Annotated in this window: 17 protein-coding genes and 1 pseudogene; 3 read left to right on the top strand and 15 right to left on the bottom strand. The window is 58.9% G+C overall.

The features are described from left to right. Nucleotides 1-258: 258 nt before the first annotated feature. The 8 genes from H4Q31_RS16175 to H4Q31_RS16140 form a co-directional block, all read right to left on the bottom strand. Complete coding sequence (locus H4Q31_RS16175; protein ID WP_185180093.1) at nucleotides 259-1,206, bottom strand: DUF1861 family protein; 948 nt, start codon at nucleotides 1,204-1,206, stop codon at nucleotides 259-261. A gap of 109 nt (nucleotides 1,207-1,315) precedes the next feature. Beyond that, nucleotides 1,316-2,314: an inorganic phosphate transporter gene (locus H4Q31_RS16170; protein ID WP_185180092.1), complete on the bottom strand. Its 999-nt coding sequence runs from the start codon at nucleotides 2,312-2,314 to the stop codon at nucleotides 1,316-1,318. A gap of 32 nt (nucleotides 2,315-2,346) precedes the next feature. Further along, complete coding sequence (locus H4Q31_RS16165) at nucleotides 2,347-2,964, bottom strand: DUF47 domain-containing protein (protein WP_185180091.1); 618 nt, start codon at nucleotides 2,962-2,964, stop codon at nucleotides 2,347-2,349. Between the two features lie 236 nt (nucleotides 2,965-3,200). Then, on the bottom strand, nucleotides 3,201-4,070 hold the full coding sequence (locus H4Q31_RS16160; RefSeq protein ID WP_185180090.1) for an HTH domain-containing protein: 870 nt from the start codon (nucleotides 4,068-4,070) through the stop codon (nucleotides 3,201-3,203). Between the two features lie 168 nt (nucleotides 4,071-4,238). Next, nucleotides 4,239-5,342, bottom strand: coding sequence for a DUF3048 domain-containing protein (locus H4Q31_RS16155; RefSeq protein WP_185180089.1), 1,104 nt, complete (start codon nucleotides 5,340-5,342; stop codon nucleotides 4,239-4,241). Nucleotides 5,343-5,540: 198 nt separating this feature from the next. Then, nucleotides 5,541-6,377, bottom strand: a complete 837-nt coding sequence (locus H4Q31_RS16150; RefSeq protein WP_185180088.1) for a carbohydrate ABC transporter permease — start codon at nucleotides 6,375-6,377, stop codon at nucleotides 5,541-5,543. Then, nucleotides 6,377-7,261, bottom strand: a complete 885-nt coding sequence (locus H4Q31_RS16145; protein WP_185180087.1) for a carbohydrate ABC transporter permease — start codon at nucleotides 7,259-7,261, stop codon at nucleotides 6,377-6,379. The genes H4Q31_RS16150 and H4Q31_RS16145 overlap by 1 nt, the downstream gene beginning before the upstream one ends. A gap of 163 nt (nucleotides 7,262-7,424) precedes the next feature. Further along, nucleotides 7,425-8,783 (bottom strand): ABC transporter substrate-binding protein, encoded by a 1,359-nt coding sequence (locus H4Q31_RS16140; protein ID WP_185180086.1) that lies wholly within the window; start codon nucleotides 8,781-8,783, stop codon nucleotides 7,425-7,427. 531 nt (nucleotides 8,784-9,314) lie between these two features. Here H4Q31_RS16140 and H4Q31_RS16135 point away from each other — a divergent pair. Both H4Q31_RS16135 and H4Q31_RS16130 read left to right on the top strand, forming a co-directional pair. Further along, a pseudogene (locus tag H4Q31_RS16135) lies at nucleotides 9,315-10,346 on the top strand (LacI family DNA-binding transcriptional regulator). 8 nt (nucleotides 10,347-10,354) lie between these two features. Beyond that, nucleotides 10,355-12,319: a glycoside hydrolase family 15 protein gene (locus H4Q31_RS16130; protein WP_245347216.1), complete on the top strand. Its 1,965-nt coding sequence runs from the start codon at nucleotides 10,355-10,357 to the stop codon at nucleotides 12,317-12,319. Nucleotides 12,320-12,405: 86 nt separating this feature from the next. Here H4Q31_RS16130 and H4Q31_RS16125 read toward each other — a convergent pair whose 3' ends face one another. Beyond that, nucleotides 12,406-13,227 carry an alpha/beta hydrolase gene (locus H4Q31_RS16125; RefSeq protein WP_185180085.1) on the bottom strand — a complete coding sequence of 274 codons (822 nt, stop codon included), beginning with the start codon at nucleotides 13,225-13,227 and terminating at the stop codon, nucleotides 12,406-12,408. A 383-nt stretch (nucleotides 13,228-13,610) separates the two neighbouring features. On the opposite strand from H4Q31_RS16125, the gene H4Q31_RS16120 reads away from it, so the two are divergent. Continuing rightward, on the top strand, nucleotides 13,611-14,048 hold the full coding sequence (locus H4Q31_RS16120) for a hypothetical protein (protein WP_185180084.1): 438 nt from the start codon (nucleotides 13,611-13,613) through the stop codon (nucleotides 14,046-14,048). Nucleotides 14,049-14,233: 185 nt separating this feature from the next. Here H4Q31_RS16120 and purD read toward each other — a convergent pair whose 3' ends face one another. From purD to purF, 6 genes are all read right to left on the bottom strand, one after another. Further along, nucleotides 14,234-15,511: a phosphoribosylamine--glycine ligase gene (gene purD, locus H4Q31_RS16115; protein WP_185180083.1), complete on the bottom strand. Its 1,278-nt coding sequence runs from the start codon at nucleotides 15,509-15,511 to the stop codon at nucleotides 14,234-14,236. Between the two features lie 3 nt (nucleotides 15,512-15,514). Beyond that, a complete protein-coding gene (locus H4Q31_RS16110; RefSeq protein WP_185180082.1) occupies nucleotides 15,515-16,273 on the bottom strand; it encodes an IMP cyclohydrolase in 759 nt (252 codons plus the stop codon). A gap of 21 nt (nucleotides 16,274-16,294) precedes the next feature. Continuing rightward, nucleotides 16,295-17,476: a phosphoribosylaminoimidazolecarboxamide formyltransferase gene (locus tag H4Q31_RS16105; protein WP_185180081.1), complete on the bottom strand. Its 1,182-nt coding sequence runs from the start codon at nucleotides 17,474-17,476 to the stop codon at nucleotides 16,295-16,297. Further along, nucleotides 17,463-18,137: a phosphoribosylglycinamide formyltransferase gene (purN, locus tag H4Q31_RS16100; RefSeq protein WP_185180080.1), complete on the bottom strand. Its 675-nt coding sequence runs from the start codon at nucleotides 18,135-18,137 to the stop codon at nucleotides 17,463-17,465. Before purN ends, H4Q31_RS16105 begins: the two co-directional genes overlap by 14 nt. Next, nucleotides 18,137-19,180, bottom strand: a complete 1,044-nt coding sequence (gene purM / locus H4Q31_RS16095; protein ID WP_185180079.1) for a phosphoribosylformylglycinamidine cyclo-ligase — start codon at nucleotides 19,178-19,180, stop codon at nucleotides 18,137-18,139. Before purM ends, purN begins: the two co-directional genes overlap by 1 nt. Before the next feature lie 753 nt (nucleotides 19,181-19,933). After that, nucleotides 19,934-21,463 carry an amidophosphoribosyltransferase gene (gene purF, locus H4Q31_RS16090; RefSeq protein ID WP_185180096.1) on the bottom strand — a complete coding sequence of 510 codons (1,530 nt, stop codon included), beginning with the start codon at nucleotides 21,461-21,463 and terminating at the stop codon, nucleotides 19,934-19,936. Between the last annotated feature and the right edge of the window lie 49 nt (nucleotides 21,464-21,512).

Genomic DNA, 21,512 nt, shown 5'->3' with positions numbered 1-21,512 from the left:
CAGACTAACTCCGCCTCTACGGCGCTCCGAGCAGACGAGTTAGTTTGTTTGCGAACTAACTCCGCCTCTCCGGCGCTCCGGGCAGACGAGTTAGTTTGTTTGCAGACTAATTCCACCACTACGGCGCTCCGAGCAGACGAGTTAGTTTGTTTGCGAACTAACTCCGCCTCTCCGGCGCTCCGCCTCTCCGCCTCGCCCGCGCCTCACAACAAACACATCGGCCCCGCCAACAGGCAGCAACCTGTCGGCGGGGCCGATTCACTCACTCTCATATTCCGCGAAAGGATCGTCGATCACGATCCGGTGCGCTTCCGCGTCGCTGACGCCGGTATACAGCGTCGCCTTCCCGTCGCCGTGCCGCACCAAGCCGCCGCTGAACAGCACATCCACCAGATCAGGCCGCTTGGCCGGGCCGTCCGGGAACATGTCGCGCGCCGCGATCAGCTTGATCGGCGTATGCGCCCCATTCGCCGGATCGTACGCGAATGTCATTGGATAATAGTGGCGGATGTTGCCGTCGTCCATCCGGGCGATATGCCCGAGAACGCCGATGCGGCCGCCCTTGAGCAGATGCGCCTCATTGGCTCCCCCCCACTCGACCTTGAGGAACTGTCCGTAGAGCAGCTCGGCGTTCGCCATCGCTTCCTCCGTCAGCTCCTCGAGCTCGCTAATCTCCATATAACCGATCATCGCCCGCGCATCGCCCACCGGCATCGGCCTCGTGAAGACGCCGATTCGCCCGTTCCGCAGATCGATGAGCCGAATGTCCTTCATCGTCAGCGGCCCTTTGGCGAACGGTTCCAATTCGCGGATGCTCTTGCCCCGATAGAACACGGTCCGCCAAGATGTTACGTAGTGCGGATCATCGCCGTCGAAGTACACTTCGACGCCGCCGAAGACGAGTTCGCCGCGGATCGTCGCAACGAACGGATCCTGCAGTTCGAAGACAGGAGCTCCGTCGCGAACGACCCATTCCCCTTCGCGCTCCACGAAGAACATCACTTCCGAGCGTTCACTGGAGCGGTCCTCGACGCGTCCGGCAATCACCTTTTCACCTTCGTCTTGGAATGGGGCCGTTATGTTGTACACATCGCGGTTGCCCATGCCGGAGAACACGAGCTTATCCCCGCGGTAAGGGGGACGCTCGCGTTGGAATCGGTCGAACAACACGGCGCACGATATGGCTTGCCCGGCGGATACCTGCATGACTGTCCTCCAAACTCCGTACTCTCGAAGATGAATTCCGGATCAGACTGCCTCTACTATATATTGTACCGAAAAACAAGCCGGTGGTGAGAGCTGACGCCATCCATTTTTAGTGAAAAATGCTTAAGACCCCGTACACAACCGCAGCGATCACAGCAGCGATTGGAATCGTGACGACCCATGCGACGACGATTCTTCCGGCGGTATTCCATCTGACGCTGGAGAACCGTTTGGCTGAGCCGACGCCGAGGATCGCCGAAGTGATGACATGCGTCGTGCTGGCGGGCAGATGGGTCAACGTCGCGGAGAAGATGATGGCTGCCGAAGTTAGATCCGCGGAGAAGCCATTGATCGGTTCAATCTTGAAAATCTTCGTGCCCATCGTCTTGATGATTTTCCAGCCGCCGACCGAAGTGCCGAGCGCCATCGCCAGAGCCGCCGAGATCTTGACCCACAGCGGAACGTCCAGATGAGACTGGAAGCCGGCAGCGACGAGCGCGAGCGTGATGATGCCCATCGCCTTCTGCGCGTCATTCGTGCCGTGCGAGAACGACTGCAGGGCAGCCGTGAAGATCTGTCCGGTCCGGAAGCCCTTGTTGACGAACCGCGGACTGGCATTGGCGAACAGATGCTTGAGCAGGAACATAATGATATAGCCCACGATGAAGGCAACGATCGGCGAGAGCACCAACCCGAGTACGATGGTGCCGAAGCCGCCGTAATTGATGCCGTCCCAGCCTTCAGACGCGATAGCCGCGCCGGCAAGCGCGCCAATCAATGCGTGGGAAGAGGAAGATGGAATGCCCTGCCACCAGGTGACCAAGTTCCAGAGAATAGCTGCGATTAAGGTTGCCACGACGACCGTTAAGCCATGCGTCAGCTTGAACGGATCCGTGATGTCCCCGCCAATCGTCTTGGCGACGCCGGTATACAGGAGCGCGCCGACCAGATTCATGACGGAAGCAAGAATAATCGCTACTCTGGGCGACAACGCGCGAGTCGATACCGAAGTGGCGATCGCATTGGCCGTATCATGAAAACCATTTATAAAATCAAAACCAAGCGCCAATACGACGATAATGGCCACAATCCATGTCAATTGATCCATGCTTGTCTATTCTCATTCCTATCTAAGCGCGGTCAAGAATTGCGCATAATGATGGATTGCAAGATATTGGCGACGTCCTCGCAGGAGTCCGTCGTGTCCTCCAGCCGTTCGTACATATCCTTAAGCTTGATCAGCTCGATCGGGTCTTTGACTTCTTGGAACAGGCGTTTGATGCCTTCGCGCATCAGGTCGTCCCCTTCGTTCTCCAGCTCGTTGAGCTTCACACAGTGGGTTTGGATCGCCAGCAGCTTCTTCTGGGTCAGCAAATAGATCGCCGATTTGATCTCCAGCGCGGAACGCCGGAGCACATCGCCGAACTTGCGTATGTAAGCGTCTGGTTTCGAAATGTGATACATGTCGAAGCGGGAGGTGCAGGCTTCGATGCCGTCGAGCACATCGTCGAGAAGTTTGGTCAGGGCCATGATGTCTTCCCGTTCGATCGGCGTGATGAAGGTCTTGTTCAGTTCCGAAAAGATAACATGAGCGAGCTGGTCGCCGCGGTGCTCGAAATCCTTCATTTCCTTGGCGAACGACGGCACGTCGGGAAGATCTCCTCCGCTTACAGCGGCAGCGAATCGGTCGACCGCTTCTTGAATCAGATCCGCCATTTCCTCCAGTGTTTTAAAGAAAATGTCTTTTTTCCGAAACACAGATAAACCCTCTTTCCATCAAGTGAGTGCTTGCTTATTGTCGAACCTTGACGATTAAGTCCCAAACCCATTCCATATCTTATCACAGCAAGTACAGGCTTTGTATAGGGGGAATTGCAAGTTGCACCAACTATTGTGTTAAGATGGTCATCCCGGCCGATAAACATACCTCGCACATGCCGATGGCAAGCGCCTCTAGCACGGCGAAGGCTGGTGCTTGTGCACTTGTAAGGTACTCAGTCACTCACTTTCATCCGTCCTCCCGTTATCCCATCATTGCGCTTTTCCATCTGCCGGACGGAACCCTCTCCTTGAGCCGCGTATCCCATCCTCCTCCCCGTTGCGGAGATGATAGCGGTCAGATGGCCTTTGTCCTCCAAGGATTGCAGATGTTTGATAGCTGTCTTGCTTGTGATGCCAAGCTCCCTGGCAGCTTTGGCCGGAGTTATAATCTCACGACCGCTCGTCTGGTGGAGATGCAATATCGCCCTCTCATACACACCTAAGCGAACTCCCTCGCCAGCTTCAGGCATTATCTGCCCCCACTTCGCTAACGCCAACCGCAGGGTCTGTTGGCAGCGCTCCGACTTCTCCCTCACGGCGTCGTAGGAGAAGCGCAGCATCTTCCACTCGTCGATCAGCAACAGATTCTGGCGCTCCTCGTTGCGGTCGAATTCCCAGCGGCTGATGTCGCGCCAATGCGGACCGAACCCGTCGCATTCCAGCAACAGTCCAAGCTGACGAGAAGGGATATACGCATAGTCGACAAAGTTGACGCCGCCTCGCAGATCCCGGATCTCGTACTCCGGGTGCAGATTCTCCAGGCTGCCGAACACCGGCCATAGCACGCGGGCAACCAACATTTTCTCTCCACGACCGTGGTTCTCCAGCAGTCGGCGCTTCCGTTCGCCCCGGCTCTCGACCAGCGCCCGCTTCATCATCTGCTCGTAAGCTCGCGCGAACGCGGGGTCCGATTGGAACCATAAGTCTTCTTCACGATTCTCATTCGACGGTTGTTCCATTCGATCAGTTGGCGCCGATCGCCCGCGTACCCCTTCTCCATGCACACGCCTGCCGCTTCTAGAGCTAATCCCTACATTCTTCAACTCTCATGCCTCCTCGAAAAAAAATAAACAGGCCGCCCCATCCGGATCATCCGGAGAGAGCGGCCTGTGCTTCAGGACCATCGGTTTAGCTGCCTGACTGCTTGCTTCTATTTGATTAGAACATACACGATTGTTCGCGAGTCTGCAACCGATCGTCGTAACGCCAGCCTACCTATAACTCACATGCGCCGCCAGCGGCCCGTCGTTCGGCACGACGTGATAGTACGTAACGCCCGGCACGAACGGCAGCTCCTTGCCGTCCTTGTACAGACGCACGATATCGCCCTTCTCCCGCTTCCACTCGCAGCTGATCGCATGCCCCTGCTGCATTAGCAGAGCGTCGCCGCCGCTGTACAGGTCGATCTCCAGACGCCCATAATCGTCATACGTCTTATGCTTAGCAGCGATAAAAACCAAATTCGCCGCCGTCAGCTGCTCGTCGTTGTTCAGATCGACATGCGGCTCGCCGTTGATCGACCGCTTGTACAGACCCGCCCCGGCGTCGTACGCATACGACACTTTGTAGCTGGACAGCTCGAACTTCACATCTACCTGGGTCGCCGCGGGCTCCGCCGCCGCATCCGGGTTCTCGTCGAACGTCACCGTCGGCTGCTCCGCCGTGACATCATACTTATGCTTGTCCGCGCCCTCGTGGAGCTTCTCCAGCGTCGAATACAGATTGTGCGGCGCCTTCCGGAAGCTCTCCCGATAGAAGTAGGCACCCGCATTATTGATCTCGTCCAAATCCGCTTTGCCCGAATGCTGCAGCAGCGCAAGCGCGTCGTTGCTGGCGCCTGCGTGAACGAGCACGCCGCCGTACGACTCGCCAATGTCGATCAGATACGGCCGGATCGAGCGAATCGGACCGATCGGGCCGTCGAAGTCCTCATGGCTCTGGAAGATCGCCACCAGACGCGTAATGCCGCCCTCCGCGAGCACTTCCCATACCGTGTCGGCATTCGTCAAGCCGGACTGGGGACGCGCGGGAGCCAGATTGTTGATCATGACGGCGAACGGCCGTCTCGTGACGGCCTGCTCGATCGGCATGCCCGTCAGCGGCGCGAGGAACTCGGCGGTCGGAGCCTCCGAAGCGCTCGGCGCAGCGCTCGCTGAAGGGGCAGCCGAAGCCGTGGCAATCGGCGAAGCGTCGGCGGGCACCGCAGCTGCTCCATCTCCGCCGCCGCCGCAGGCGGATAATGCCGTGAAGCCGGCGGCTATGGCAAGAACGAACAAGCCTCGCTTCATCGGGCTCGCTAACATCATGCTCTTCATCTCGAGCACCTCCGTCGCTTTATCTCGACAATATTCTTGTCTTCGCCTATTAAACCATATTCGTCCATCCATTGTCTTGATCCCTTCGGCCCGTTCGCGCACCTCAATACACAAATACGCCCTCCGCATTCCTGCCTAAGCAGCAACACGAAGAGCGTCCTGTAGCCGAGTTTGAACCAATCGCAACCTCGATGAGCCTTATTTAATCGCACCCTGCATAACGCCCTTAATAATGAAGCGTTGACCGAACATATAGCCGATCAAGACCGGAAGGACCGTCAGCAGGATTGCCGGAATGAGCAATTCCCAGTTGTTCATATACGTGCCGTTGAATACCTTCATCTGAATCGGCATCGTGTAATGCTGCGGCTTGATCAGAATGAGCGACGGCAGCAAGTAGTCGTTCCACAGCCAAAGCACGTTCAGAATGGCGATCGTCACCGAAGTCGGCGCAAGCATCGGGAGCACAATTCGGAAGAACGTCTGTCTGCGATTGCACCCGTCGATGAAGGAAGCTTCCTCCGTCTCGAGCGGAATCGACTTGACGAACCCGTGATAGATGAAGACCGACAAGGCGCTGCCGAAGCCGATATACAGCATAATGAGCAGCGGAATCGGAATCGATTGGATGATCCCCAGCTTCGCCCCGTAAATATAAATGAGAGGAATCATGAGCGACTGGAACGGAATGATCATGGACGCAACCATAACCGCGAAGAATGAATTGTTGAACTTGGACGGCCGGCGAACCAGATGATAAGCGGTCATGGCCGAGAACAGCAGAATGAAGATGACGCTGAATGCGGTAATGATGACCGAGTTGAAGAACGTCACGCCGAAATTCATTTTCTCAAACGCATCGCCGAAATGAGCGAAGCTTAGGTTAGTCGGCAGCGCGAATGGACTCTCTAAGATCTCGCCGTTGCTCTTGAACGAGTTGACAATCAGCAGGAAGAACGGGAACGCGAACACAACGAACATCACGATGAATAGCACATAGAGCGAACTTGCCGAGATTCTCTTGCGGGCGAGCATCAGGCTTCAACCTCCATTCGCTTGCTGAAGTACACCTGGAAGCCCGTCACCAGCGCCACGATGACGAACAAGACAATCGCTTCCGCCTGCCCGACGCCGTATTTGTATTCCACGAACGCCTTCTGCACGACGTGCATGGACACCATCTCAGTGCTGCCGAACGGACCGCCTTCGGTCAGAGAGAAGTTGAGGTCGTAGACCATGAACGCGTTTTTCAACGATAAGAAGATCGTCACGACGAAGGCCGGAATCATCATCGGCATCACCATGCGAGTCAACCGCTGCCAAGCGTTCGCCCCATCGATCGTCGCCGCTTCCAGCATATCTTTAGGAACACTGATCAATCCCGCGATGAAAATAATCATCATGTAACCAGCCGATTGCCAGATGGTTACGATCACGATCGCCCAGAAGGCCATGTGCTCATCGCCAAGCCACCCCAATCGGAGCCACTCGATGCCCAGCTTCTCCCCGATCGACGGCAAGGACTGCACGAAGATGAACTGCCAGATATAACCGAGGACCAAGCCGCCGATCAAGTTCGGCGTGAAATACGCGGTACGGAAGAAGTTCTGGCCGCGAAGTCCCGATGTCACCAGATACGATAAGGCAAATCCAACTACGTTGACGAGTACAACCGTTGCACCTACGTATTTAATTGTCAGCCACATGGAATCCCAGAACCGCGTATCGCGGATCGCATCGACATAATTATGGAATCCTTTGAATACCGCAGGACTAGAAGGTGTCGCCATCTCCGTCAAGGTCAGATAGAAGCCGTAAATAAACGGAATCAATACGGCCATTGCGAAGAAGAGCATCGTCGGACCCGTGAAGAACAGTTGGTTGCCTAATCGCTTCAGTTTGTTTTTCTCCGTTAACATCGTTCTCTCCACCCACTTCGTAAAACAGTATTTGACGCTGAAGAGGGCGAGATTCTCGCCCTCCTGCCATTGATCTTGCTGACTGGCTATTGGTAACTGCAGTTGCTATAGAGTGCCGTTGCTTCTTTGTTGTTGCTTCTATTGTTAATCCGGCTGTGTTTTCTTATTGCTTCGACTTATAGTAAGTCTCGAACGCCTTCGCCAGGTCGGCGCGGGTCTCCTTGCCGGCAATATACTTCTGAATGTCCGGGCCGAGGATCGTCTGATAATCGGAAGCCGTCACATAGTTCGTGGTGAACGGCATCGTCTTGCCATTCTTCACGGCGTCTGCGATGGCTGCGCCCAGCGGGTTGGTAACCGTGTTCGGGTTGTTCTTGAAGCCCGAGATCACTTGGGACTTGTTGACGATAAAGTCTTGACCAGCCGGATCATAGACGAGCCAGTTCAGGAACGTCTTCGCAGCTTCTTGCTCTTCTGGCGTCGCATTCTTGTTAATAACGAGAACTTGCGTTGCGCCTGCAGCAATCTTGTTGTTCAGCGGGTTGTCCGGATTGTTGTCAACCGGAACCGGGATGAAGCCGAACTTGTCGCCTGCGACAGCCTTCAGAGAGTCGTACGCCCAGTTGCCGTTGAACAGCATAGCGGATTCGCCTTTGCCTACCGACAGATGCGCATCGTCATAGTATTGGCCCAGCGGACGCTCGCCGTATTTGTTGTAATCCTTGGATACCAGCATGTCCAGCGTGTCGTAGTAGCCGTTCCATACGGCGTTGTTCGCCAGATCCAGCGTTCCTGCCTTCAGTTGATCGGAGATCGTGTTCGGATCTTCCGCTTGGTTCAGGAACTGCGAGCTGAAGTGATTGGCGACGGACCAGTCGTCGGTCTCGTAGGCTACCGGGTACTTCACGCCGGATGCCTTGACTTTGTCGAGCAGATCCTTCAGCTTGTCGCGGGTGTTAATGGAAGACGGATCGAACGTGCCGCCTACCGCTTGGTCGAGAACCTTCTGGTTATAGACAAGTCCGAAGCCTTCGATCGCGAACGGGAATCCGATTACTTGGCCGGCCGCGTTCTTGAGCGCGCTCTCCGTATCCGCATTCCACTTCTCGTTGGACAGATCCGAAGTAATGTCTGCGTATTTGTGCAGCGCTGCGTCTGGATCGAACATCGCGATCGTAACCGTATCGCCGGAAGCCGTCATCTTGTCGAAAACATTCAGCGTGTCGCCTACTGCAGCCGAGTAAACTTCGACTTTGATATTCGGGTTGGCTGCCGTGAATTCCTTCGCAGCCTCTTCCCATTGGCTGGCGATCTCGCCTTTGCCGTTTGTAATCTTGATCGTTACCGGCTTGTCGTTCGCAGCCGGCGATGCGGATGCGCTGCCCGCTGGCGATGCCGCTGGCGAACCGGATGCATTGTTATTATTGTTGCCGCCGCAAGCGGTCAACGATACGGACAGTGCCGCCGTCAAGGCCACCATGCCCAGCTTGCTGTTGAACTTTCTGTCTTTGAGGAAATTCATGTTTTTTGCTCCCCTTATCTCGTATTGTCCTTCACAGGCAAATCTCCAGGATCTCCCCCGGCAAAGCAAGCTCATTTCTGATGATCCTGCGGAATGGAATCAACCGGTTGCTGGAGCACCACCACCTTTATTAGGCCCTTCGATACTCGATTCCATTAAAATCGTTCTTGTGCAAACGTTTGAACAAATGTTGGAAAACCGCTTACATAACCAGGCGTTAACCCTCTCCTGCCCTCTAATATACACGGATTCCCGCAAATATAAAAACGCTTGCATAAACAAATTCCGAATTGAGCAATCTTTTATCTTTCATTTTTTCTCGATTTCTCCGTTTATCTGACGTTTTCGCCGTTTGCAAAAATAGGTTTGTACTATTAATAAATGCAATCCGTGCTTTAAAACCTGTGCAAATCTGTGCACAAATCGCTGTTTTACCTCGTTTACACCCTACTTGGGTTCATGTATCATATTAGGTGTACTTGTCTCTACGCCACACTAATGCTAACGATTGCACTGATATGGAGGCCGCATATGGCTGTCACAATTAAAGATGTCGCCAAGAGAGCCGGTGTCTCTCCGTCTACCGTATCGCGCGTCCTATCCAACCACCCCCGCATAAGCAGGGAGACGTCGCGGAAGATTAAGGAGATCATGGAGGAGATGGGCTACCATTCGAATATAATGGCCCGCAGCCTCGTGTCCAACAAGACGAACACGCTTGGCATGATTCTCCCCAGACCGGCAGAGGAGCTGTTCCAGAACCAATTCTTCGCGTAGAGCATTCGCGGAATTACAACGCAAGCCTCACGCAACGGTTACGATCTGCTCATGACAGCCGGTCATTCGGAGCAAGGCGAGCTTGAAGCGGTCACCCGTCTCGTGAAGGGCCGCCGCGTAGACGGCATCATCCTGCTGCAATCTCGGCGCAACGATCCGATCGTTCATTTTCTGCAATCGGAAGCGTTCCCATTTATCCTAATCGGACATTATGCAGACGATGAGAGCATTCTGTGCGTGGACAACGACAACGTGCAGGCAGCTTATGACGCAACCGAGCATCTGATTGCGCAAGGGCATGAACGCATTGGCTTCGTCAGCGGACCGCCGAATTTGACCGTCTCGCAGGACCGGCTTGAAGGGTTCAAGCGCGCGATCGAAGCGAATCGTCTGCGCGTGCAGCCGGAGTGGATTGTCGAAGGCGAGTTCCTCCAGGAGAGCGGCTATCGCGCCATGTCCTTCTTCATGAACCTGCCCGAGCGGCCAACCGCCCTCGTCGTCGTAGACGACCTGGTCACGTTCGGCGTACTGCGCGGCTTGAATGAGCTTGGCTACAAGGTTCCCGATGATCTCAGTCTCGTCAGCTTCAATAATATCGCGCTTGCCGAACTGTCGTCGCCGCCGCTCAGCAGCATCGACATCGGCATTTACCAGCTGGGCTATATGGCTTCGCAATTGTTAATTCGCAAGATTGCCGGCGATAACCCTCAGCCTACCCGCGTCATCGTACCGCATCGCTTAATCGTCCGGGAATCTTCCCTTACTCGAATAACCAAATGGAGCTGAACGACAACATGATGACCTCATATCTTGAGAAAAAGCCATACTTGGTCGACGCCGTCATCGGCAACTCCCGGTTTCTCGCGTCCTTGCTGAAGACAGGACGCCTCGTCCGCTTCTGGTGGCCGAACGTCGATCTGCCGCAGCACGCCGACACGATCCGTTCCGGCATCCGCATGGCCGGCGCCGGCGAGCGTACCCGCTGGTTCGACAGCGAAGAAGGCGGTTGGACGCACCGTTCGGGCTATGTGCCGCGGACCAATATTTTCGCCGTGCAGGCGTCCTCCAAGGATTGCCCGATCGAAGCGCGCTCGGAGCTATATGCCGTTCCGGGGCAAGACGTGCTTGTATTCGACTACAAGTTCACGAATACCGGTTCTGTGCCGGCGTCGTTCTCGTTCTACTTCTACTCTTCGATCACGCCCTGTGAGAATCCGTTCTATCATACGACGCAATTCCATGAGCCAACGGACGCGATCGCTCATTTCCGGCACCGCTATTATTTTTTGGTTTCGGGTGCAAACGTATGCACAAGTTACCAAGCAGGCAACGCTTGGGACGCTGCCAGCGAAGGCCGCCTGAACGGCTCGGCGATCGACATGGTACCGGACGGCGCGATGGAGTGGGCATTCCAGAACGTCGCTCCCGGCGAGACGGCCGCCATGACGGTCTACCTCGCGGCCGGACACGATCTGGACAGCGCAGCCGCTGCGCTCGCTACCGCCAAGGACACGGGCGCAGAGGCGCTGCGCGATTGGACTCGGCGCTACTGGGAGACATACGTAGATTCCGCCGCTCCTTGCCCGATTGACCGCGAGGACGTCCGGGAGCTGTATGAGCGCTCCGTGCTGGCCATGAAGCTGATGGCTGACGAACAGACCGGCAGCATCATCGCCGCGCCGGAGTTCGACGAGTACTTCTCCCGCTGCGGCGGCTATGCCTTCTGCTGGGGAAGAGACGCGGCGTTCATCACGACCGCGCTCGACAAAGCCGGGTTATTGGAGCTGTCCACTCGCTTCTACGAGTGGACGCTGACCGCTCAGGACAAGGACGGCGCCTGGCAGCAACGCCATTATCACGACGGCTCCCTCGCGCCGTCCTGGGGACTTCAGATTGACGAAGGCGCCTCGATTCTATGGGGCATGCATCAGCATTATCTGGCTTTGGCGGTATCGGAGCGCGGCGAGTTCCTGAAGCTTGTGTGGGATTCCGTTCGCAGAGGCGCAGCCTTCCTCGTTCGTTCGATCGAATCGAACGGATTGCCGATGGCGAGCCGGGACCTGTGGGAAGAGCGCGAAGCGCAGCACACGTATTCGTCTGCGGCTGTCTTCGCAGGCCTTCGGGCTGCCGCGGCAATGGCTGACGTGCTCGGCGAAGCGGCGCTGGCCGGCGAATGGAACGCTGCGGCCGACCGCATTGCGCAGCAGATCGAAGCGCTCTGCTGGAACGAAGGCAAAGGCGTCTTCTACCGAGCCGTCAACTTGACCGTGGGTGAACGCGAGTACGAAGAGGCCGTTCAAGGCGGCTTGGCCGTCTCTCAATTGACAGATGCGAAAGGCTATGTCAAGAACCGCGTCACCTACGACCCGATCGTTGACGTGAGCCTGCTCGGTATCTCCGTGCCGTTCGAGGCCGTGAAGCCGGACCATCCGTATGCCGTACGTACGGCCGATACGATTGAAGCGCTGCTGACCAGCCCGACAGTGAGCGGCATTAAGCGGTACGAGGGCGACCCTTACATCGGCGGCAATCCTTGGATTCTGACGACGCTGTGGCTCGCGCAGTATCGCGCCAAGACCGGCCGTCTGGACGACGCCTGGAGGCTGCTCGATTGGGCGATCCAGCACCGCACCGAGTCCGGCCTGCTGCCGGAGCAAGTCGACCGCGAGACCGGCGAGACGGCTTGGGTTGTGCCGCTGACCTGGTCGCATGCAATGTTCATTCTGGCTGCGCATATGATCGCCGAAGCATCAGCCTAATAATACCGACAAATACAAACAGCGCCTAGCTTCGCACTCTCTCGTGCGTCTAGGCGCTTTCTCTATATGCGGAGCAGACTTCGGTCTCAGATGCTCCAGTGGAGCCACTCCTGTTGACGCTGTTCGAGCCCGCCGAGCCACTCGGCGGTTGCTTTGAACAGCTCTCTCTTATGTTCGCCGTTAGAGTACGTATGATTCGCTTGGAAAATAACGGCTTTCTCGCAGCGTCCCTCGCCGCGGAGCCAGAACGTCTTTTCGAGCAGGAACGTGTAATCAACGGGGATCACTTCGTCTCCTGTACCGTGCACGAGCAGAACGTCGCCCGAGAACTTCTGCGTCTCCTGGAACGGCTGGTGGTTGAGCAGAGAATCGAAGAAGGACGGGGTTAACGAGTAGCCTAGATAATCGGCCGCTCCCTTCGTCACCGCCTCGTCGTACGTTCTCCGTCCCACGATCCGAACAATGTCGTTGAACGGATAACCGACCGCCGACCAGAGCACGAGCGACTTGACGCGCCGATCGCGCGCAGCCGTCAGCAGCGCAACTGCGCCGCCCAAGCTGTGTCCGAGCAGCGTCACCCGCGTCGGATCGACGATATCCAGCCCCAGCGCATAATCAAGAACCGTCCTCGTCTGCTCGATCATCGAATCCAACCCATGCTCGCCATAGTTACCTTCGCTCTCGCCGCACCCGGCGAAGTCGAAGCGCAGCACCAGATTGCCCTGTTCCGCCAGCTCTCGCGCTGCCTGCACGAACAGCCGGTCCACGCCGATCCGGTTACCGACGAAGCCATGCGTGATAACGACCAGCGGCAGCTTGCGATCGCCTTGACAATTTGCCGCCGGCGGATATTGTATCGTCGCTGCTAGCGACATCTCCTCGTATCGAATCGACAGCGCGCGAACCATGGCGATCATCCTCCTGCGCGGAATTCCATTAATTCCGATTATTTTAGTATGTATTAGATTGTAGCATCTCCAGTGCTTCTGATCAAGCAGCTTAATACCTCTCATTGCGGGAATTCGGGAGCGCGGGGAAGGGAAATGCGAGGAACCGAATACTCTCATTAGCTGATTTCCCATCATCCCGGGGGGCTCTGATGCATGATTGCAATCCTGCATGATGGGGCACCTTAACCATATCTTGGCTTACAAAGGAGCCCGATCAGCCTATGAACGCCTTCATATCTTGGGTCAATAGCCACGTTGTGACGTCGATTCTCATCATCGGGGTCGTCTTCGCCGTCACCTACGTGTTCTCCAACCGCAAGTCGCTGTTCTGGAAAGAGTGAGTGTCCCTTCTGATATACCGATGTGAGCTCGCTGCAGCAGAGGCTGCTCATTTCAAGTTGGATGGATACGCGCCCCTCACAGAAGTCGATTTAATCGACTACATCGAGGAAGATGCGTCGTCAAACCTGCATGTAGTCGATCTGTTCGACCTCTTGGGCTCAGATCCCAGGTTTAGCCCTCAAGAGGTCGATCTCTTCGACCTCCTGGGCTCAGATTCCAGGTTTAGCCCTCAAGAGGTCGATCTGTTCGACCTCCTGGGCTCAGATTGCAGGTTTAGCCCTCAAGAGGTCGATCTGTTCGACCTCTTGGGCTCAGATCCCAGGTTTAGCCCTCAAGAGGTCGATCTGTTCGACCTCTTGGGCTCAGATTCCAGGTTTAGCCCTCAAGAGGTCGATCTGTTCGACCTCTTGGGCTCAGATTCCATGTTCCACCTATAAGAAGTCGATCTCTTCTACATCTTCGGTAAGCTTTGTGCCCCTTGGGCAAAAGCGATGCGTACGCATCCGGCTGAGCAGAGGGGATGAGCCCCAAAAAGAGAAAAAAACCGCATGGCGCCCCCCGACGTAGCCCGGCTTGGCGGGCAGTGGAAGGGGACGTCCTTGCGGTACGCAATCTAACTAGATTACTTATCCGAGACCAGCGCCTTGGCGGCGATGTCGGTCCGATTCTGCTTGCCCTCGAACGCGATGCGGTCAGCCGCCGCATACGCTTTAACCCGCGCGGCCGCGATGTCCGCCCCGAGGCCGACGACGCCGAGCACCCGTCCGCCGGCCGTGACGATGCGGCCGTCCTTCGCCGCCGTGCCCGCGTGGAACACGAGCGCGCCTTCCATCGCCGCCGCTTCCTCCAGCCCCGAGATCGGCAAGCCCTTCGGATACGAGCCCGGGTAGCCGCCGGAGGCGAGAATGACGCATACCGCCGCTTCGTCGCTCCAAGCGATGTCGATCTCGCCGAGCCTGCCATTCAGCGAAGCGAGGAAGATGTCCAGCAGATCCGTCTTCAGCCGCGGCAGCACGACCTGCGTCTCCGGATCGCCGAAGCGCGCGTTGAACTCGATCGTCTTCGGCCCGTCCTTCGTGATCATGAGCCCGGCGAACAGCACCCCGCGGAACGGCCGGCCCTCCGCCGCCATCGCGCGCGCCGTCGGCTTCACGATATTCTCGATGGCGTCCTCCACCACCGACGCCGGAATGTGCGGCAGCGGCGAATACGTGCCCATGCCGCCCGTGTTCGGCCCCTTGTCGCCGTCGAACGCCGGCTTGTGATCCTGCGCCGGCGACATCGGCCGCACCGTCTCGCCGTCGACGAACGCGAGGATCGACATCTCCTGCCCCTCGAGGAACTCCTCGATGACGACCTTCTCGCCCGCCGCGCCGAACGCGCCGCCGACCATCGTCTCGCGCAGCGCCGCTTCCGCTTCCTCGCGCGTGAAGCAGACGGTGACGCCCTTGCCCGCCGCCAGCCCGTCCGCCTTGATGACGATCGGCACCGGCTGCGAGCGCAAGTACGCCAGCGCCGTCTCGTAATCGGTGAACGTCTCGTAGCGCGCGGTCGGGATGTCGTACTTCTTCAGCAGATTCTTCATGAAGATCTTGCTGCCCTCGATCTCCGCCGCGTTCTTGCGAGGCCCGTACACCGGAATCTTCGCCGCCTCGAAGGCGTCGACGATGCCCGCCGCCAGCGGGTCGTCAGGACCGACGACGACCAGATCGATCGCGTTGTCGCACGAGAACTGGACGAGCCGGTCGAACTCCATCTCGCCAATGTCGACGTTCTCCGCCAGCTCGGCGATGCCCGCGTTGCCGGGCGCGCAGTACAGCTGCTTCACTTTGTCGCTCTTGCGGAGCGCCCAGACGATCGCGTGCTCGCGGCCGCCCCGGCCGATGACGAGTATGCGCACGGGTTATACGCCCCCTTCGGAGTGTTTGTTGATGACGGTCAGCGAGGTCTCGCCGCCCTGCACGTCAATCGTCTTCACGAGCAGCGAGATCCGGTTGTCCTCGTTCAGCAGGTCCCAATAGAACCGCGCCGTCTCCCGCTCGTCGTCGAACAGCGGAGCCAGCTGCGGCTCGCCCGCGAACGAAGGAAGCGGATTGCCGTCCCCCACGTAGGTCGAGATGAAGTGGCCGAATCCGGGAAGCGCCTTTTCATAGTGGAAAAAGTGTCTCTTCGTCTGCGCCTCATCGTTCTCGTTCGTCTTGAGGATCGACAGCTTGTACGCGTTCTGCTTGTCGTTCAAGTCCACCAGGCCGGAGATGCGCGGCGTGAAGTTCGGCGGGTCCGGCTCATACGTGCGCGTCCCGAGCGCCTGCTCGAACGTGCCGCCGCCCTTCAGCGCTTCCCAGATTGTGTCGGTCTGGTCGCCGTTCGTCACGATATGCGCGCTGCCAACGTGGCGCAGCGGATAATAGATGATCAGCGACGGATCGGACAGCTTCGCCGGATCGGCTGCCTCCGTGCGCAGGAACCCGTTCGTCTCCGGCACGAAGATCCGGTTGCGGCTGTTGTCGCTCCGTCCCATGATCCAATACACCTGCACGTAGCGCGTCGCGTCCGGCGTCAGCCCAATAATGATGCCCCGGCCCGGATAAGCGTTCGTCCGCAATTGCGCGACCGTCTGATCCGCCAGCGTTTGCCATTTCGCCATCGTATTCGTCGTCATGTCTCTTCTCTCGCCCCCTGCTCAGTGGTGGAACAGGCGTACGCCCGAGTATACCATGACCATGCCGTAATCGTTCGCCGCTTGCACCACTTCTTCGTCGCGCAGCGAGCTGCCGGCCTGAATGACGTACTTCACGCCGCTGCGGCTCGCCCGGTCGAGATTGTCGCGGAACGGCAGGAAGGCGTCGGAGCCGTACGAGACGCCTTGCAGGCCGCGAAGCCATTCGCGCTTCTCCTCCCGCGTCAAGCGGGCCGGCGCTTCGTCGAAGCAGCTCTCCCAAGCGGCTTGCTCGACCGGAGTCACTTCCTCTTCCAGCCACAGGTCGATCGCGTTGTTCTGCTCGGCGCGCGACAGCCCTTCGCGGAACTTCATGTTCAGCGCGGCCGGATGCTGGCGCAGATACCAGCGGTCCGCCTTGTCGCCGGCGAGGCGCGTGCAGTGAATGCGCGACTGCTGGCCCGCGCCGATGCCGATCGTCTGGCCGTCCAGCGCGTAGCAGATCGAGTTGGACTGCGTGTACTTAAGCGTGATGAGCGCCACGAGCATATCGCGCTTCGCGTCTTCTGTCAGTTCCTTGTTCGAGGTCACGACATGGTCGAAAACCGTTGCGTCCGGCACCGCATTGTTGCGTTCCTGCTGAAGCTTCATGCCGAACAGCGTGCGCGTCTCGATCGGGTCCGGCACGTAGTCCGGATCGATCTGCAGCACGAGGTACTTGCCGCCCTTCTTCTGCTTCAGAATGTCGAGCGCCTCGGGCGTGTAGCCCGGCGCCACGACGAGGTCGGACACCTCGCGCTTCAGCAGCAGCGCGGTGGATGCGTCCACGACGTCGCTCAGCGCGGCCGCGTCCCCGAAGGAGCTCATCCGGTCCGCGCCGCGCGCGCGGGCGTAAGCCGTTGCCAGCGGCGACAGCTCCATGCCGTCGACGAAGTACGCCTTCGCCAGCTCCGGCGTCATCGGCGCGTACACAGCCGCGCCGGCCGGGCTGACGTGCTTGAACGATGCCGCCGCCGGCAGGCCGGTCGCTTGGCGCAGCTCGCGCACGAGCTGGAACGCGTTCAGCGCGTCGAGCAGATTGATGAAGCCGGGGTCGCCGTTCACGACGGTCAGCGGCAGCGGCCGGCCGTCCGCCGAATAGATTTTCGCATCCTTCTGGTGCGGGTTCATGCCGTATCTCAACGCGATATCGTTATTCTCGCTCATGTGTCGTTCCTCGTCCCTTCTGAAATTCCGATTCGTCGTGCCTAATCGTCACGTTCCGTCCGTTCAACTTCACTCGCCCTTCCGCGATCCAGCGGACCGCCTGCGGCAGCAGTTCGTGCTCGATCGCATGAATCCGCGCCGTCAGCGTCTCCTCCGTATCGTCCCCGCGGATCTCGACCGCCTTCTGCGCGAGGATCGGCCCGGAGTCGAGCCCGCCGTCCACGAAGTGCACCGTCGCGCCCGCCACCTTCACTCCGTGCTCCAGCGCCTGGCGAACCGCCCGCATTCCGGGGAAGGCCGGCAGCAGCGAAGGATGCACGTTGATCATCCGCCCATCGTAAGGCTTCACGAGCACGTCGGTGATGATCCGCATGTAGCCGGCCAGCACGATGAGCTCCACGCCTTCCTCGCGCAGGCGGCCGACGATCTCTTCTTCATACGCTTCGCGGGAAGCATACGACTTCGGGTCGAAAAGATACGTCGGTACGCCCAGCGTCTCGGCTCGCCGCACGACCGGCGCTGCCGGCTTGTCGCATACGAGCAGCGCGATCTCGGCGGGGATGCCGCCGTCCCGCACCGCCTCGGCCAGCGCCTGGAAGTTGCTGCCGCTGCCCGACGCGAAGACGGCGACGCGCAGCTGGCTGCCGTTGCCGGCGGGCATTACAGCTCGGCGCCTCCGAACGTGACGATGCGGCTGCCCGAAGTGACTTGGCCGATGACGTACGCTTGCTCGCCTTGCGCCTGGGCGATCGCGACCGCTTGCTCCGCCTGCTCCGCGGGAACGATCAGCACCATGCCGACGCCCATGTTGAACGTCGTGAACATGTCGCGGTCCGTGATCGCGCCGCCCTGCTGCATCAGCTTGAAGATCGGCTGAATCGGCCACGAGCCGAGCTCGATGTCGACGTTCACGCCTTCCGGCAGCACGCGCGGAATGTTCTCGATGAAGCCGCCGCCCGTGATGTGCGCCATGCCTTTGATCTGCACGCTCTCCAGGAGAGTGAGGATCGACTTGACGTAGATGCGCGTCGGCTCGATGAGCACGTCGCCGAGCGTCTTGCCTTCCAGCTCGGGCAGCTTGTCCGCGTAGCCGTAGCCGATCGGCTCGATCAGCAGGCGGCGCACGAGCGAGTAGCCGTTAGAGTGCACGCCGCTCGAGCCGAGGCCGATAACGGCGTCGCCCGGCTTAATGGCAGAGCCGTCGATCGCCTTCGGGCGGTCGACGATGCCGACCGTGAAGCCGGCGATGTCATACTCGCCGTCCTGGTACATGCCCGGCATCTCGGCCGTCTCGCCGCCGATGAGCGCGCAGCCCGCCTGGCGGCAGCCTTCGGCGACGCCGCTGACGATCGCTTCGATCTTCTCCGGCACGAGCTTGCCGCATGCCAGATAATCGAGGAAGAAAAGCGGCTCGGCGCCCGTCACGACGACGTCGTTCACGCACATGGCGACGGCGTCGATGCCGATCGTGTCGTGCTTGTCGAGGGCGAACGCCAGCTTCAGCTTCGTGCCGACGCCGTCGGTGCCGGAGACGAGCACCGGCTCCTCGTATTTGTCCTTGTTCAGCGAGAAGAGCCCGCCGAACCCGCCGAGGCCGGTCAGCACCTCCGGACGGAACGTCCTCTGGACGTGCTTCTTCATCCGTTCGACGGCTTCGTTGCCCGCGGCAATGTCGACGCCGGCTTGTTTGTACGCTTCGGACACTTCGTTCACTCCTTCATATTGGTGATAAGCCGATGATTCGCTGCCCGTTGGAGCGGCAATCGTTCTTCCGGTCGCTGTTGTCCCCAGATTCTTCTGAATTGTGACCCCTAACAGGGGAAGAATCCGGGGACAAAGGCGATCACTTCGTTCCTCCAGAACGATTCCGCTCTATTGGCGGAATCTCACCAGTCTTGAAAATATCAATGACTTCACTTCGCTATGGGGGTCGCAGCAAGCTGCGACTGTGGAAGATTGGATTGTGTGTGAAATTTCATACACATTTGCCTCACATCGAGCGCAATAGCCCGATTGTGTGTGAAATTTCATACACATTTGGCCCATAACCGGTACGGAAGCGCGATTTTATACGAAATTTAGTATATATCGGGCCCGAAACCAAAAAATCGGTCGATTGTATATGAAAAATCATATACAATCCGCCCCGGCTGCAGCCGGGCACATCGGCCGCATGCTCGGTCGCCGCGCTCCGCCAACTCTGCTTCTCGCCCGCCGGCCCTCTACTCCTCGCCACGCCAGCGTCTCTGCTCCTTGCCCGCCAGCCCCCTACTCCTCGCCACGCCAGCGTCTCTGCTTCTCGCCCGCCGGCCCTCTACTCCTCACCACACCAGCATCTCTGCTCCTTGCCCGCCAGCCCCCTACTCCTCGCCACGCCAGCGTTTCTGCTTCTCGCCCGCCGGCCCTCAACTCCTCGCCACGCCAGCGCCACTCCGGCGCCCCAACTCCCGCAGCGCTTCAGTCGCAGCTGCAGCTGGTCGCCTTCGCCTGCTCGAATTGCACCTGCGTCGGGTAGTCGTGGTCGAAGCAGCTCATGCAGAGGCCGCGGTTCTTCTCGCCTTCATGCCCGCCGACCGCGTCCATGAGCCCTTCCTTCGTCAGGAAGTAGAGCGAGTCCGCGTTGATCGCCTTGCGGATCTCCTCGACCGACTTCGTGTTCGCGATCAGGTCGGCCGGGTTCGGCGTATCGATGCCGTAGTAGCACGGGTTCATGAACGGCGGCGACGTGATCCGCACGTGCACCTCGAGCGCGCCCGCTTCGCGGAGCATGTTCACGATGCGAAGCGATGTCGTGCCGCGCACGATCGAGTCGTCGATCATGACGACGCGCTTGCCTTCGACGACCCGGCGGACGGCGGACAGCTTCATCTTGACGCCCTTCTCGCGCAGCTCTTGGGAAGGCTGGATGAACGTCCGGCCGGTATATTTATTTTTGATGAGTCCAAGTTCGTATGGAATGCCGGTCTGCTCGGCGTAGCCGATCGCGGCGGAGATGCTCGAATCCGGCACGCCCGTCACGATGTCAGCGTCGACGAACGCTTCGAGCGCCAGCTTCTGCCCCATCCGCTTGCGCGCGGAGTGCAGATTCGTCTGGTAGATGTCGCTGTCCGGACGCGCGAAGTAGATGTACTCCATCGCGCAGATCGCGCGGCGCTCCATCTTCGCGAACCGCTCCTCGCGCAGGCCGTTCTTGTCGAGCACGAGCAGCTCGCCCGGCTCGACATCGCGCACGTACTCCGCGCCGATCGTCTCGAACGCGCACGTCTCCGAGGCGAACACGTACGCATCGCCGATGCGTCCCAGCACGAGCGGCCGGAAGCCGTTCGGATCGCACGCCGCGATGAGCCGGTCCTTCGTCATGATGAGGAAGGCGTAGCCCCCGATCAGCCGCGCGAACGCGTCCTTGACCGCTTCGACGAGATCCTTCGGCGAGCGGGCGATCAAGTGGGCGATGACCTCGGTATCGCTCGACGTCTGGAATATCGAGCCCTGTTCCTCCAGCTCGCGGCGAATGACCGGCTCGTTCACGATGTTGCCGTTCGTGCACACCGCCAGGTCGCCGTCGCGGTACTTGAACACGAGCGGCTGCGCGTTCGCCAGCTTGCTCGAGCCGGATGTCGAATAGCGGACGTGGCCGATCGCGCGGTCGCCGACGAGGCCGTCCAGCTTGTCGCGGTCGAACACTTCCTTCACGAGTCCCATGCCGCGATGGTAGTGGAACGCGCCTTCCTCGGACGTGCAGATGCCGCAGCTCTCCTCGCCGCGGTGCTGCAGCGCATGCAGACCGAAGTACGCGAGCTCCGACGCGCCGGGGTGACCGAACACCCCGAACACGCCGCACTCCTCCTTCACCTTGTCGAAAATCTCCTCATGGCTATGGCCCTCATTGTAATAGTCCCCGCTCCAGAACCGCGCGTCCGCAGCCGGCTGGTTCAGCCGCCCTGCTCCCGCCTCCGCCGACCAAGCCGAGCCGGTCGCAGAGCTCATTGTGCTCGGCTTTGACTGCTCCGCCGTCCTGATGGAATCATTCGCAGAG

The organism is Cohnella lubricantis (assembly GCF_014212015.1).
Lineage (GTDB): Bacteria > Bacillota > Bacilli > Paenibacillales > Paenibacillaceae > Cohnella > Cohnella lubricantis.
Note: the sequence above shows the minus strand (reverse complement) of the source record. Positions and strands in the feature narration are given on the sequence as shown.